The sequence below is a fragment of the Hoeflea marina genome (assembly GCF_003182275.1).
In the GTDB taxonomy this organism is placed as follows: Bacteria; Pseudomonadota; Alphaproteobacteria; order Rhizobiales; family Rhizobiaceae; genus Hoeflea; species Hoeflea marina.
The window spans coordinates 1-14,640 of the sequence record NZ_QGTR01000015.1; the positions used below are offsets into that span (position 1 = coordinate 1).

General features: G+C 61.9%; 6 protein-coding genes, 1 tRNA gene and 1 pseudogene. 6 read left to right on the plus strand and 2 right to left on the minus strand.

All coding sequences use genetic code 11. From position 1 onward, the window contains the following. Nucleotides 1-10 precede the first annotated feature (10 nt). From DFR52_RS24020 to DFR52_RS24040, 5 genes and pseudogenes are all read left to right on the plus strand, one after another. Nucleotides 11-87: transfer RNA gene (locus tag DFR52_RS24020), tRNA-Met, on the plus strand. 92 nt (nucleotides 88-179) lie between these two features. Then, a pseudogene (locus DFR52_RS24025) lies at nucleotides 180-561 on the plus strand (transposase); the annotation flags it as partial. A gap of 341 nt (nucleotides 562-902) precedes the next feature. Then, nucleotides 903-3,728: an autotransporter outer membrane beta-barrel domain-containing protein gene (locus tag DFR52_RS24030; protein ID WP_158285039.1), complete on the plus strand. Its 2,826-nt coding sequence runs from the start codon at nucleotides 903-905 to the stop codon at nucleotides 3,726-3,728. Nucleotides 3,729-4,219: 491 nt separating this feature from the next. After that, entirely contained in the window at nucleotides 4,220-5,311 is a 1,092-nt protein-coding gene (locus DFR52_RS24035; protein WP_110034631.1) for an AraC family transcriptional regulator, read from the plus strand. Continuing rightward, nucleotides 5,298-6,359, plus strand: a complete 1,062-nt coding sequence (locus tag DFR52_RS24040) for a helix-turn-helix domain-containing protein (RefSeq protein ID WP_158285040.1) — start codon at nucleotides 5,298-5,300, stop codon at nucleotides 6,357-6,359. The genes DFR52_RS24035 and DFR52_RS24040 overlap by 14 nt, the downstream gene beginning before the upstream one ends. Before the next feature lie 246 nt (nucleotides 6,360-6,605). On the opposite strand, the gene DFR52_RS24045 is transcribed toward DFR52_RS24040, so the two are convergent. Further along, entirely contained in the window at nucleotides 6,606-7,646 is a 1,041-nt protein-coding gene (locus DFR52_RS24045; RefSeq protein WP_110034633.1) for a helix-turn-helix domain-containing protein, read from the minus strand. A gap of 179 nt (nucleotides 7,647-7,825) precedes the next feature. Further along, entirely contained in the window at nucleotides 7,826-8,650 is an 825-nt protein-coding gene (locus DFR52_RS24050) for a helix-turn-helix domain-containing protein (protein ID WP_158285041.1), read from the minus strand. 705 nt (nucleotides 8,651-9,355) lie between these two features. Here DFR52_RS24050 and DFR52_RS24055 point away from each other — a divergent pair. Beyond that, nucleotides 9,356-14,640 (plus strand): isopeptide-forming domain-containing fimbrial protein (locus DFR52_RS24055; RefSeq protein ID WP_158285042.1); only part of this gene is annotated, 5,285 nt, incomplete at its 3' end.

Here is a 14,640-nt window from a genome sequence, read left to right on the forward strand (position 1 = left end):
CCTGGCTTGTCGCGGGGTGGAGCAGCCCGGTAGCTCGTCAGGCTCATAACCTGAAGGTCGCAGGTTCAAATCCTGCCCCCGCAACCAAATCAATCAAAACCGCTCCCGCAAACCGGGGGCGGTTTTTGCGTTCACGCGCCAAAGCACGCCCGGAACGCCGCATGCGCCGGTCTCAGGTCAGCGGACGCAGCGTTGTCTCCGCTTTCATTGCCACCTCCTTCGCCCAGGACACGCAGTAGGCCGCAATCGCCCGGTGGCGCAATCGCGCCGACCAGATCAGGTCAAAGTTGCCGAAGCTCGCCGATCTCACGGACGGCGCCGAACGGGACGTGCTCGACTACATGACCTTTCCCAAGTCGCACTGGATCAAGCTTCACAGCACCAACCGCATCGAGCGATCGAATGGCGAGTTCAAGCGACGAATCGAGGTTGCGGGCATTTTCCGGAATGATGACGCCATCGTCAGACTGGCCGGTGCGCTCCTGCTCGAACAGAACGACGAAATGGGCGGTCCAGCGATCCCGTTACATGACGCCAGAAACAATCGGACAAATGGGTTGATGATTCTGCAGGCTCCCAGCGGCGGCACGCTGATCCAGTCCGGCTCTGCCCTGAGGGCATGGCAGCCCCCGGATCCACACCACGTCCTGGGACACGATATTTTTTTGTCCCCATGCACTGAATGACATTTCGCGTGCACCCGGCGCCGTTCAAGAAAGCTTGCGCCCTGCCTACCCTGGCTCTGATCGGAACCATTGACCAATCCTCCTCTCCATCTCGTAGATCAGAAAAGCGGTGTCATGCAGATTGTCAGAAAGACAGAACCGGATTGGCGGCAATGGGCTGCCAAGGCACTGTGCCCGGGTTGTCATCCATGCTGCCGCTCAGGACCCGGGATTCCTGTGGCTCGCAACCTGTTGCTAGGATCAGTGGCGTTGCTGACGCTGATGCGGCTGCTTGAGCCCGCCGCGGCCGAGGTGATTTATACACCCGGCGGCATCACCGTCACCGATGGCAGCATCTCGACAGATTTACTGGCAATTCAGGGCGACGAGACGTTTCGTGCCCAGGGCCTCGTCACCGGCGAGGGTTCTGCATGGCTGTTGGGTGGCAATTGGCTCCGTGTCGATCACGGTGATCTTGCGGTTTCCGAGGGTGCGGCGCTGACAAGCGGGGATGCGCTACTCAATCATTTTGCAGAAACGGACGGCGACGCCACGATGACGGTCACCGGCGCCGGTTCGACCTGGACCGTCGAGGGCGGGATCAGCCTGGCAGGTAATAAAGCAGACCCGGGCACCATGCCGGGCCATGCCCGGCTGAGCATTCTGGATGGCGCTGGCGTGGCAAGCGGCGGCGCCATGCTGGGCCACGCAGCCGGCGGCACCGGAGTCGTCGAGGTCAGCGGAGCGGGTTCGAAATGGGTCGTGAGCACTCTGCAGGGTTGGTTCAGCCATCTGATTTTCGCTGGGCTTCCGGGCGACATCTATGTCGGCTATCACGGCACCGGGTTCCTGACCGTTTCCGATGGCGGCGCGGTTGAAAGCGTCGACGGGAACATTGGCCACGACCGGGATGCCCACGGCACGGTGATGGTCACCGGCGCCGGCTCGACATGGGATGTCGCCGGCACTCTGCGTGTCGGACGCTGGGGCGAGGGCAAGCTGACGATCGCCGACGGCGGCAGGATTGCCAGCGTCAACGCCAATGTCGGCGGCCTGGATGTCGCCGTCGGCAGGGCGCTTGTCACCGGCGCCGGATCGGCGCTGCTCGTCAGCGGGGAGTCGGTGTCTATCGGCAACCAGGGCCACGGCACGATGACGATCGCCGATGGCGGGCTGGTGCAGGTCGGGGCGGGGGTCGATGGCGGCGGCCACGGCGGCATCCTCACCGTGGCGGCCGAGGCGACGGCGGTCGGCGTGTTGAATTTCGGCGCGGCGGCTGGGGAGCAGGCGGTGGCGGCGGGAACTCTGGACGTCGGGACGCTGAAATTCGGTGCCGGGACCGGAACCGTGGTGTTCAATCACACCGGCGCCACCTATGACTTCTCTTCCGCCATAACCGGCACGGGCAGGATCGAGAGCTATTCCGGGGTCACCAGGCTTTCCGGCGACCTGTCGGACTACACCGGCGCCGTCGACATTCGTGGCGGCACGCTGGCGTTCAACACTGCTTTCGCCGGCGCCGTCTCGGTTCTTGATGGCGGCGCGCTGGGCGGCAGCGGCACGCTGAGCAATGTCACGCTCGAGTCGGGCGCCACCGTCGCGCCGGGCAATTCGATCGGAACTCTGACCGTCAGCGGCGATTTCGGTTTCGTCGCCGGCACCACCTATGCGGTGGAAGTCGACAGCGCCGGCAATTCCGACCTCGTCCATGTCACCGGCGCAGCAATCATAGACAGCGGCGCCACGGTCACGGTGAAGGCGGAGAGCGGCAACCCGTCCGGGGCGACCTATGCGCCAGACACCGTCTACACGATTCTCACCGCCGACACCGGGGTGACAGGCAGTTTCGGCGCGGTCAGCGACGGTTTTGCCTTTCTCGATGCTGCGCTCGGCTATGATGCCCACAACGTCTATCTGACCCTGACGCGCAACGGTGTTGATTTCGCCGATCTGGCGGGGACGCCCAACCAGGTGGCCACCGCAGGCGGGCTGCAATCGCCGGGAGATGGAGATCTGGTCGATGCCGTGGCGGCCTTGCCGGAGGGAGAGCCGGCCCAGGCATTCGACCAGCTTTCCGGGGAAGTGCACGCCGCCCTCGCCCAGGGCCTGATCGACCGCAGCCGTCTCATCCGCGATACGGTCGAGGCACGCATTGCCGGGTCCTTCGAGGAACCGGCTCCCAGGCTGCTGTTCAATACAGATGACATGGGATCGGTTCTCCTCACCCTGGCGCCTGCACAGGCCGCCAGCGTCTGGGGGTCGTCGTTCGGCGACTGGAGCGGCTATTCCGGCGACGGCAACGGTCATGATTTCTCGATCCACGGCAGCGGCTTGATATTCGGCGCCGATGCGCACACGGACAATGGCTGGCTCGTCGGCCTGGCCGCCGGATACGGCCGCGATCGCCTGGCGGAACCCGCCCTCGGATCGTCCGCCGGCATCGACGGCTACCATGTGTCCGGCTATGCCGCCGGAGCGGTCGGCGCGGCGCGGCTGAGCTTCGGCGCCGCCTACGGCCGCCACGAGATCGAGACAAGCAGGCAGCCGGCCTTCACCGGATTTGATGACAGCCTTTCCGCCGACTACAGCGCCGCCACCACCCAGGTCTTCGCCGAGATATCCTCCCGCATCGGCAGCCGGTTTGGCATGATCGAACACTTCATCAACCTGGCCCATGTCAACCTTCAGGTCGATGGGTTCGCCGAACAGGGTGGGGTGGCGGCGCTGACGGGCGGCGCGCAGGACTATGCGAGATGGCTTTCAACCGCAGGCATTCGCGCCAGCCGCGATCTGCAATTGGCAGGAAAGCCCGCGCGCCTGTCCGCCGATCTTGGCTGGCGCCACGGTTATGGCGACAGGTCTGCGGATGCCGTACTGGCCTTCGCCGGCGGGGAACGGTTCCAGATCTCCGCAGCCGCCATATCGCGCGAAGCGGTGCTTGCCGGCCTCGGGTTGGAGCTGAATCTTGGCGCCAGCGCCGCCATCTCCTTCTCCGCCTCGGGGGCACTCGGGCAGGGCACTAACGAACAGAGCATTCGCGGCCAGCTTGCCGTTCGCTTTTAGCCAGCTTTGGTCTTCTGTCTGGCCGATAGGCAGGCGACGGCGCGGGCTGCTCGCCTGCCATCCCAAGGATGCCTGTCTGTTCCATGCTCACCGAACGTCAACAGGGCGTGTATCGGAAACAGCTCCCCGTGTGGTCCTGCCCGAGGCGGTGGACATGGTTTGCCGCGGGCATCCTCATGTGGTTTTGCACAAAACTGCATTGTGTATGCACGATTTGCCATTTCGCCGAATCGTGTATTAGCTGATCTATGAGGGGTAGATTTCGCTTAGGCTATTCTTTGAACGAATTGTCATATTGAAATTATATGCATAATATCAAGGCACAATAAGTATGCTTGTTGAACACATCCACATAAAATATATTATTAACTAGCAGGAAAATCTTTTCTGTTGTTTGCAGTGGATTTATCATCCGCAACTCGATCTATTTTTGATTACTCGCGGTTTCAACACGGCTTTGGCGTGCCCTGATCCTTCTTGAGGGGCCGGGGATGATTAGGTCAGTCTATGTCTTTGATACGAATGGAATTCCGGTAAGGGATCAGTTTAACGCATTTCGCAGCGAGCTTTCGCTGCTCGGATTGTCCGGGCCGGAGCAGACAGGCGATGGCAGACGTGGATTTTCCGCGCGACTGGACGGCCATGATATCGGCGAGCTCAAGATCGTTCACAGCGTGACGGACGGGTATACGTTCTCGATGCCGGAATACAGGGCACGGGATGTCGGGCTGGACTACTGGCTGATCATGTTGCGGGTTCGCGGTTGCGCGGAGGTCGAAATCAATGGCGACCGGGTGCGTTTTGAAGGCAACCTCATAGAAGTGCGCGACTTGAAGCGGGCGCGCAGCGGCCAGGTGAGCAAGAACCGCTCGATGGCTGTCTATGTTCCCCGCCACAAGCTCGAAGGGATGGAGAGCGTCTTGAACCAACTCGCGGCAATGGACAGCTCAGCCTGCCTGCATCCGTTGCTCAGCCACTACCTTGCTTCCATGGCGGGGATGCTTCCGGACCTTGATGTCAATGAATACAGTGTGATCGCTGATACGACCTTGTCGATGATCCGAGCTTGCGTCAGTCTGTCGAGGGACGCTATTGCTGCGGCGCAAGAGGTGATCATGGCCACGCGACTTGAGATGGCGAAGAGGATAGTCAACTCCAATCTCAAGTCTCCGTACCTGTCGGCGGAAAGCCTGGGCGCCGAGCTGAATGTCTCGCGTCGCCAGCTCTACAAGATCTTCGACGGGGTCGGGGGCGTTGATCGTTATCTGCGGTCATGTCGCCTTGAAGCCTGCCACAAGGCCATCCTGGAGAAAGGTGGAGCACAGCCGATAAACGCACTTGCGGAAGAGTACGGGTTCCCGGATGCCGCAACGTTCAGCCGCCAGTTTCGGGCGGAGTTCGGATGCAGCCCGAGCGAGGTGCGGGAGAGGGCGTGCTGTTCAGTGGCGAAAAGCGGGTTCGCGGCATGGCTGGTCGGCGGCCAGGCATCGGCCGGACCGGTCATCCCGCCTTTCAAGGAGCACGAATGGGGGCGCGGCCCAACCCGGTCGCGGACCAGATGGGACCACCATGGAACTGCCTGACACTCGATTGCCGAATAGGGACGGCTCCGACAGTCGGGATCGGTTGCGCAAGGACCGGTTCACGACGTCAACGCAGCCTGCGGGTGATCAATTCGCCTATTGGAAAAGCTTTGTGTCGCCGCTCGTTGACGTCACGCAAGCGACATCGCGCCAGGGCTTTCTTGCCCGCGGCACTGCGTATGATCTGGGAAAGCTGCACTATGTCTCGGCCGTTGTTGATCCGCTGTCTTATCAGCGAACCCAGGCGCAGATCCGGGATTCGGACATGGATCATTGGGCTCTGGTCCTGCTGCAAGAGGGCCGCCTCCGATGGCACAGTGGTGGCAAAGTGATGGATCAGCCGGTAGGCTCGGCGGTCCTTCGCTCGTTTGCCTTTCCTTTCGAAGCCAACGCGGATACGACGCGGTCTGTGACCCTGTTCTTGAGCCGCGACAACTTCATGGGCATGGCTGAGATGCTTGACGGCTCCATCGACAGGCCGGTGCCCGGAACGATGAACAACATAATCAGTGAATTCGTGCTTTCGTTGAGCCGATACATCGGCCGGCTGACGATGGCCGAGATTCCGATCGTCGCCAACTCCCTGTCAGTTCTTCTCAAGGCAGCGATGGCGCCGACGGTTGAAAATCTGGAGGCCGGCGCCCTGCCGATTTCCTCCAGCCTTTTTGACATGGCCCGGCGCAATGTAATCAAGAATCTCAGCAATCCGGAGCTCGGTCCGGCGAGCCTTTGCCGGGCGCTCGGCGTATCGCGCAGGCAGCTCTATTATGTCTTCGAGCGCCGCGGCGGGATCGCAAAATACATCCGGCAACGCCGCCTTGCCGCCTGTCACGAAGCATTCGAAGATCTCACTGACCATCGACTGATAAGCACGATAGCCTACGGCAACGGATTCACAAATCCGGGCCAATTCAGCCGACATTTTCACGCCGCTTATGGCTACAGCCCCTCCGAAGCGCGCGAAGCCCGGCTTTTTGGATACACACCTCACAAGACGGCTCCGGCGAGCTTCTCTGAATGGCTGTTGCAGGTGCGCGCAGGCGAATGAGAGATCCGAACTCACGGTTGGGGGCACCCGTCGGCGACCGATTTCGGTCGATCCGGCCGGCAACGGCGGCCGCATTTTGTGCTGGCTGGTCTTGTGCAGTGAATGCAACGGGCACTTTCGATCAGGTATTGCGTGCCGCGGTTTCCGTTGTAAGTCCGAGCCAGACCCTTCTGGATTGGACTTGTGTTGCGGCGGGCAAGGTCTATCTGCCCGCCGCACTTGCCCGTGGATCTGGGATGGCAGCCTTCAAGGGCCACCTCCCGCGCTGCTGAAGAGGCCATCTTTCGCCAGAGCCGACTGGCCGCTTGCCCACATGGCCAGAGTTTCCGGTCCGGGAGACTGGTCGGCCGCACCCCTTATCTCGCCGGGACTCAGCCCGAACTGCGCCCGGAACTGCTTGCCGAAGCTCGGCAGATCTCGAAATCCCAATTGCTCCGCGATCTCGCCGATGCGCCGCTGTTGTCCTGCGGTCGAGATATTGCGGAAGCTCTCTTCAAGTCGTCGGGTCCGGATATAGTGCTCCACGCCGCCTTCGGTCTCGAAGATCTTGTAGAGCTGGCGGCGAGACATCGCCATGTGCGCCGCTATCGCTTCTATGTTCAGTCGCGATGACCAAAGGTTCGCGGCGATCAACCGTTTGGCGGCTTCCAACTGTGTGGCGACGATCGCCGACGATGCGGCCTCAATCGCCTCGGGCGACCGGAGAATGCAGGCGCGCACCATCGAGAGCGTCGCTTCTTCTACGGCGCTCTGGTTCGTTCCTGGTGAAAAAGGGACATTTTTCGCCAGGATCCTGAGATATTCGTTGAGGAGCGGGTGAAACGCATTGGCGCTGTCGACCTTGCAGATGCCGTCGAGGGCCGACTCCAGTCCCTTCAGACTGTCGCGGGGCAGCATCACATAGAAAATGTCATGCATTGAATAAAGGCCGTCATGCACCCGATGGATCTGTTGCAACTGCAATTGTCCCTGCTCGGTCCGGACACTTTGGCCGCCGATATCAAAATCGCCTGAGCCGACGAGCCAGAGGCCCAAAAGCCAGTGGTCGATGTTCGGGGATGTCTGGCTCTTTTTGTCTCGTTTGACGAGGAACCCCTCGGTTTCAACATTCATGGCCACGGTCGATCCGCAGGCATGCCCGGTGATTTTCAGGTGAAAGCCCTCGCTCTCCGGACGCACGACGGCGTGGCTCTCCACTCCGAATTCGGCCATCTCTCTTCGGAAGCTGTAAAACTGTTCACTCTTCTCAAGTCCGTCTGTCGTCTTCGAAAAATGCGGATTGTCCATTCTCTTGAAATCTCCGAAAAATATGGCGCGGGTGAGCAATGTCCGTCGCTGGAAGATAGGCAGGCATTGCTGTCGTCAAAAAACTCATGCTTAAATCTCGGCTATCGTGCCCGGTTGCCCCATAAATTGCGGCCGCCCGTTCCGCCGGGCGGCCGGAGAGATTACCTCGCCGGGTGCCATCAACTTGGCAGCCGACCCTTAGCCCATTCTGCGAATCTTTCGGGTCCCGGTGGGGTGACGCCCAGCCCCTTGACCTCACTGGGAGAGAGCCCGAACTGGGAGCGGAATTGGCGGCCGAAGCTCGCCATATTGTCAAACCCGAGGGCATTGGCGATGGAAACTATGGTCTGGTCGTTGCCCGCCGCAGCGATCTTGCTGCGGCAGACCTTGAGGCGTGAGGCGCGGATGAACCTGTCGACGCCGCCTTCGGGCTCGAAGATCGTACAGAGCTGCCGCCGCGACATCGCCAGCTGGTTGGCGACGGTTTGCGCGTTCAGCGCGGGGGACTCCAACTGCGCGGCGATCAGCTTCTTGGCGAGGGCCAGTTGGGTGGCGATGATAGGCGCGTTGGCGGCAGCGATAAAGTCCGGTGATTTCATCATGCAGGCCCGAACCATTGCCAGGGTCGCGTCCCCGATCGCCGCGAAATCGCCGGGCAGGGCGTCAGGCAACTTGTCCCACAAAATACGGATATATTCGTGCAGCAGCGGGTGAAAAGCATTGCTGCTGTCTGTCTTGCACCTCAGGTCAAGTGGGGCCTCCAGCCCCTTCAGAGCATCTCGCGGCAGAAGCAGAAAGGTGATCTCCTGGCCGTTGTAGCGGCCCTCATGCGAATTGAGCACCGATTGCAGATGCAACTGTCCTGCCTGCGCGCGAATGCTTCTGCCGTCGATATCGAAGTCGCCGGATCCGCGCCGCCACAACCCGATCATCCAGTGGTCGAGTTCCGAAGTCCTTGCGGCTGCGTCTTGCCTCTGCAGGTATGCCTCGGTCTGGAAGCTCATTACGACGCAGGGACCAGCGGCGTAACCAGACACCCTTCGGGCAAACCCTTCATCCTCCCGACCATTCAAGGTGGAGCATCTGACGCCGAAGACTTCGGCTTCCCGGCGGAAATCGGCAAACTGCTCGCTTCGGGGAAGATTTTCGGTTGTGTTTGCGAAATGCGGTCCTGCCATCTGCCCTGCGCCCTCAGCTGTTTGCAGTCGGGGAAGAAAAGGCGATTTCGGCAGAGCGCGCAAGGTATGAGAGATAAGAAAATTAACATTTACACATATTTAGCCGAGGGGTCCGGATGGGGAGATGAGCAGAGAGGCGCTGTGGCACCGCTCCAGCGGCCACGGTTATGGACCAGCTGTGGTTGCAGGGCATCGCTTTTCCATGTGAGGGCTATGGCGCACAAAGCGGGATGAAGCGGCCGCTATGCACAAAACTGCATGGCCCCGGCACCTCCCGCCATTCCGGCGCTCCAGAAAAGCACAGATTCTCGCCAGTATTGATTCGAAGAATACATGGCCTGAAAGATTAACCGGAATTTCATATTTGTTAACAAATAGTTAACGCCGCATTCCGGCTTCGTCGGCTCTGTTGTCATCGATGGATTTTGGTTCCGCGGATCTCTGCGGAAGCTGGATTGATGGATTTTCAAGATGCATGCTCGCCCCGCCTTCCCCGTCAGCCGCCCGGCAATCGCATGGCAGGCCCCGAAGATGAGGCGGTTCGCCGGACTGCTGTTTGCGGTGCTGCTCTGTTGCGGCGCGGGCGGCCAGGCGCGGGCGCAATCGGCAAGCTGCACGCCGGACATGTATCAGTCCGACGGGCAAAGCTCGCTGCAACCGACATTTCTGCGCAAGGGAGTGGAAGGGCTAGGCACGTTTGACTTTGCGCTTGTCCCGGGCACCAACAACTCGCAGACCGCAGCTGGCGAGCCCGTGACCTACAACGCGCTCGGCTACAATCCCGTCGATGACAAGCTCTATGCCATCCGCGGCGGCGACGAGGGCAGAACCAATGTCGATCCCGGCGACAATGGCAAGAATGCCAACGCGAAGCTCGGCCAATTGCTGATCATATCGAAGACCGACGGATCGGTGACAGTGGTTGATGCACGCGCCGCGGCGGGTGATCAACGTCTCGAGAATCTTCATGCCACCGACGGCTGGGTCCACCCCATCGTCGGCGGCGCTTTCGATCCTGCCGGCACCTACTACCTTAGCTATGCCACCTCATCGCATGATTCCGGCGGGCGCGTGACCAAGCTGATGCGGATTGTCGATCTTGCCGGCAAGGTCGCAGACCGTCAGGCAGGTGGAGCAAACCTTGGCGTCGTGGAATCCAAGGCGGTGGTGCTGCCGAGCAATCTCGACGAGCTGCATATCGCGGACATGGCCTGGAGCAACGGCAGCCTGCTGGCTGTGACGGTATCCGAAGCCAACAAGAGGGCGTTTCTCATCAAGATCGATCCCCGCGGCTGGGATACGGGACTGGCGCCGCTGGTGACCATTCTGGGGCCGTCAGGCAGCAGCGACAATGGCAGCAATCCGCTGCATTTCGGCGCCCTGTACGGTTTCGCCAACGGACTGTACGGCTCGGACAATTCCGAGCGAGGCTTCTTCCGCATCCACACGCAGGATGAAACCATTGGCGAAAGGTCTTATGTGGCCGGCGAGGTTGAACGACGCTCGTCCTCAAACGACGTCAAGGTCAACGATGGTGCCAACTGTCTGTTTGCCAACGCCGTCTTTCATGCCGATATCGAGGTGACAAAGACCAACACGCCCGGTCAGAACGGCGACGTCGACCTGCCTTCCGACACCTATTCGCCCGGCCTCCGAACCTACACGATGGAGATCAGCAATCTGGGGCCGAGCCGTGCCAGCGATGTGCAGGTTGTCGACACGCTTCCGGTGGGTGTCCCGCTCGATTCAGCCCTTCAGTGGACATGCGCTCCCGCCCAGGGGGCCGGCAACACGACGGAAGGAACCATCCCGTCCTGCGGCAGCGTCACCAGCGGCAGCGGAGTTATCGATCACACCATCGACCTGCCGGCCGGCACATCGGTCAAGTTTACCCAGACCATGAGGGTTCCCGTGGACTACGCGGGCGATCTGACCAATACGGTCACGGCGACCATCCTGTCGAGCGATCTCGTCGATCCGGTTCTTTCAAACAACACAGCCGTTGATACCGACCAGCCGCTGGTGGGCATCCGGAAGCAGCTGACGGGCGAAACCGGTGGCCTGACCGCCGGAGTGGCCGAACCGGGCGAGGATCTGACCTATCAGATCACGCTGACCAACGCCGGCTCTGCGGCCGTCACCGGCTACAATCTGACCGACGTGCTCGACAAGAACCTGACGCTGCAGGGGCCAACCGTGCCTGCCGCCAGTTCGGTCACTGCCGGACCGGGCGTCGGTGAGACGACGATCCTCTGGACGGGCCTGACAATTCCGGCGGCGATCAACGCCACAACGCCGGGAACGCTGGTCCTCTCGGTCACCGCGCGCGTGGACAATCCTGTCGACTCCGGCGTCAACGAGGTCATCAATTACACCCACAGGACCGAGGATCCTTCGCCCGATTGCATCGGCGCTGGTCGCGACGGTCCCCTCTGCGTGATCACGCCAACCCAACAATCGCGCCTCAGCAAGGTGTTTGTCAGCGACACGGGCATTGCGAACCTTGCCGAGCCCGGCGATGTGCTGACCTACAACGTCTCGGTGATCAACGACGGTGATACCGAGATCAACGGCTTCGTGCTGCGCGACGTCTTCTTCCCCGCCTCGGCCGTTGCGTCCATCAATGCGCCCGGCGGCACCTCGGTCATCGATGTCTCCGGCGCCAACACCGCCGTCACCACCTGGACGATCGCTTCCGTACCTGCCCATACCACGGCCACGCGCACCATCGCCGTCACGCTCACCGACCCGCTCATCGGCGCGGGACCGAACGGCGAGGATATCGGCAAGGTCGGCAATCTGGTCGGCGAATTGCCCTGCGTCCCCGGCAGCGAGAAATGCCCCGAGCCTATTCCGACGGAGCCGCACATCACCCCCGTCAAGACTCTCACTGCCGAGAGCATTGCCCGCAACAATGTCGCCCAGGCCGGGGAGACACTCACCTACACCATCACCCTGACCAACCGCGGCGGCAAGGCCGACACCGATTACACGCTTGTCGACGTTCTCGGTCCAAACCTGACTTTCGTCCCCGGCAGCGTCACCATCGGTGGCGCCGCCGCCGGCGGGGGGCAGGTCAATGTCTCCGGCCAGACAATCACCGTCGGCCCGCTGACCGTGCCGGCCGCCGCCGTGGACGCCCAGGGCCTCGTCACCCAGCCCGCCGTCGTTGTCCTCACACTGCAGGCAACCGTCGCCGATCCTATCCCCGATGGCGTCAGCCATGTGCTGAACCATACCTTCCACTCCACCGATACCCCTCCCACATGCCTGCCTGCAGGCACGAGCACCGATCTCTGCGTCTATACGCCCACGCCGCCCAAGATCTCGACCTCGAAGGCGCTGACCGGAGAAAGCATCACCGTCAACAACATCGCCCAGGTCGGCGAGACGCTGACCTATACTCTGACGGTCATCAACAATGGCGGCACTGGCGCGACAAACTATGTGCTCAGGGACCTGTTCACCCCGGTGAGCGCCATTGCCGCCATGACCTCGCCGGATGCGGATTTCGACTTTGCCTACACAGGCACCGGGGAAGCGGCCTGGACGATCGCCACCATCCCTGCCGGAGGCAGCGTCACCCGGACGATCTCGGTCACCTTGACCGCCCCGCTGCCCGCCGGCCTCGTCGAGGTCAGGAACAGCGTCACCACCGACTGCACGGTCACCAATGCCGCCACTGGCGAGCCTTGCGACGTCGTCACGCCGACAGAAGCCTCGATCTCGACATCGAAGCTGCTGACCAGCGACGCGATCAACAATGACGGCATCGCCGATCCCGGCGACACGCTGACCTACACGATCAGCATTACCAATACCGGCGGCAGCGCCGCGCTGAACTACATGCTCAAGGACGTCTTTTCGCCGGTCGCCGCCGTCAGCGGCATTGCATCGACCGATCCGGATTTCGTCAGCGGCAACATCGCGACCGGCGAATCCGTCTGGACCATTGGCTCCATCGCGGCGGGCGCCACCGTGACGCGAACGGTCTCGATCACCCTGAAGGCACCGCTTCCTGCCGGCCTGACGCGGGTCAGGAACAGCGTCACCACCGATTGCACGGTGACCAATGCCGTCACCGGTGAGCCTTGCGACGTCTTCACCCCGACACCGGCCAGGATCTCGACCGCCAAGCTGCTGACAGGCGAAAGCAACCTGCCCGCCAACAACATCGCCGAGCCCGGCGAAACGCTCACCTACACCATCAGCGTCACCAATTCGGGCGGCGACGAGGTGTCGAGCTACGAACTCAAGGACGTCTTCTCGCCGCTGAGCGCGCTCGCGGGCCTCGCCTCTCCGGATGCCGACTTTGTCGGCGGCAGCGTCGCCACAGGTCAATCCACCTGGCTGATCGCCTCGGTGCCCGCCAACAGCACGGTCACCCGGACGATCTCGGTCACGCTCAAGACGCCACTTCCCGCCGGACTCGTCGCTGTCCGCAACAGCGTCACCACCGACTGCACGGTCACAGATGTCGCCACCGGCGTACCCTGCGACGTGGTTACCCCCACTCCGCCCATGGTGACGTTCGGAAAGGTGCTGGAGAGGGAGGAGGACGGGCATATTTTCGGTGTTGCCGAGCCGGACGAGCAGCTCGACTACGTCATCACGCTGACCAATACCGGCGGAACACCGGCCACCAATTACTCCATTTCGGACCGCTTCTACCCGTTCTCGTTGCAGACTTTCGCCGACTCGCAAATTACCGGTGTCTATGACCCGGCGACAGGAACATACACCTGGACGGGGCTGACCGTTCCGGCGCAGGTCGGCAACATTCCGGGGGAACTCAGGCTGACGCTCTACTCAGGGCTGAAGAGTGCGTTTCCCGCCAATCTGGCCAAGGTGAAGAACCTGGTGTTCGACCCCAGCCAGCCCCCGGTTTCGGAGCCGCTCTGTCCGACCACCGATGTCCTGGTCTGCACCCCGACCCCGCCGGTGATCTCGACCACCAAGGCGCTCCTCGCCGAGAGCAACGCGCCGGCAAACGGTGTTGCCGAACCCGGCGAGACGCTGACCTACCAGATCACGGTAAGCAATTCCGGCGGCACGGCCAAGGCCGACTACAGCCTCGTCGATGTGCTCGGACCCAACCTCGCCTTCGTGCCGGGCAGCGTCACCATCGGCGGCGTCGCAGCCGCGCCCGGCCAGGTCAGTGTGTCGGGCCAGACAATTACCGTCGAGCCTTTTGCGGTCCCTGTCGGTACCATTGTCGATCGGACGGTCACGGTCCCGGGTCAGATCGTGGTCACTCTGCAGGCGAAAGTGGCCGCTCCAATTCCCGCCAATGTCACCGAGGTCCGAAACACCGTCGTCACCGACTGCGCGGTCACCGATACGGCGACCGGGGTGCCCTGCGTCGTGGTGCTCCCGACGACCGGCCAGATCCAGACCTCGAAGCTGCTGACCGGCGAGAGCAATCTGCCTGCAAACGGCATTGCCGAACCCGGCGAGACGCTCACCTTCACATTGACAGTAACCAACACCGGCGGCAGCACGGTCAGCGGATACGTGCTGGAAGATGCCTTTACCCCGGTGGAAGCCATTGCCTCAATTTCCTCGCCGGATGTCAATTTTGACGGCGGCGACACAGCCACCGGCCTGTCGCACTGGACGATGACGCTGCCGGCCGGCACCACCAAGACGCGAACGATCCTGATAACCCTGAAAGACCCGTTGCCCGCCGGTCTGCGGGCGGTCAAGAACACCGTTACAACGGACTGCATCATCACCGATGCGGTGACCGGCGCGCCCTGCGAGGTCAATCCGCCGACACCGCCGAAGGTGTCGACGACCAAGGTGCTGACCAGCGA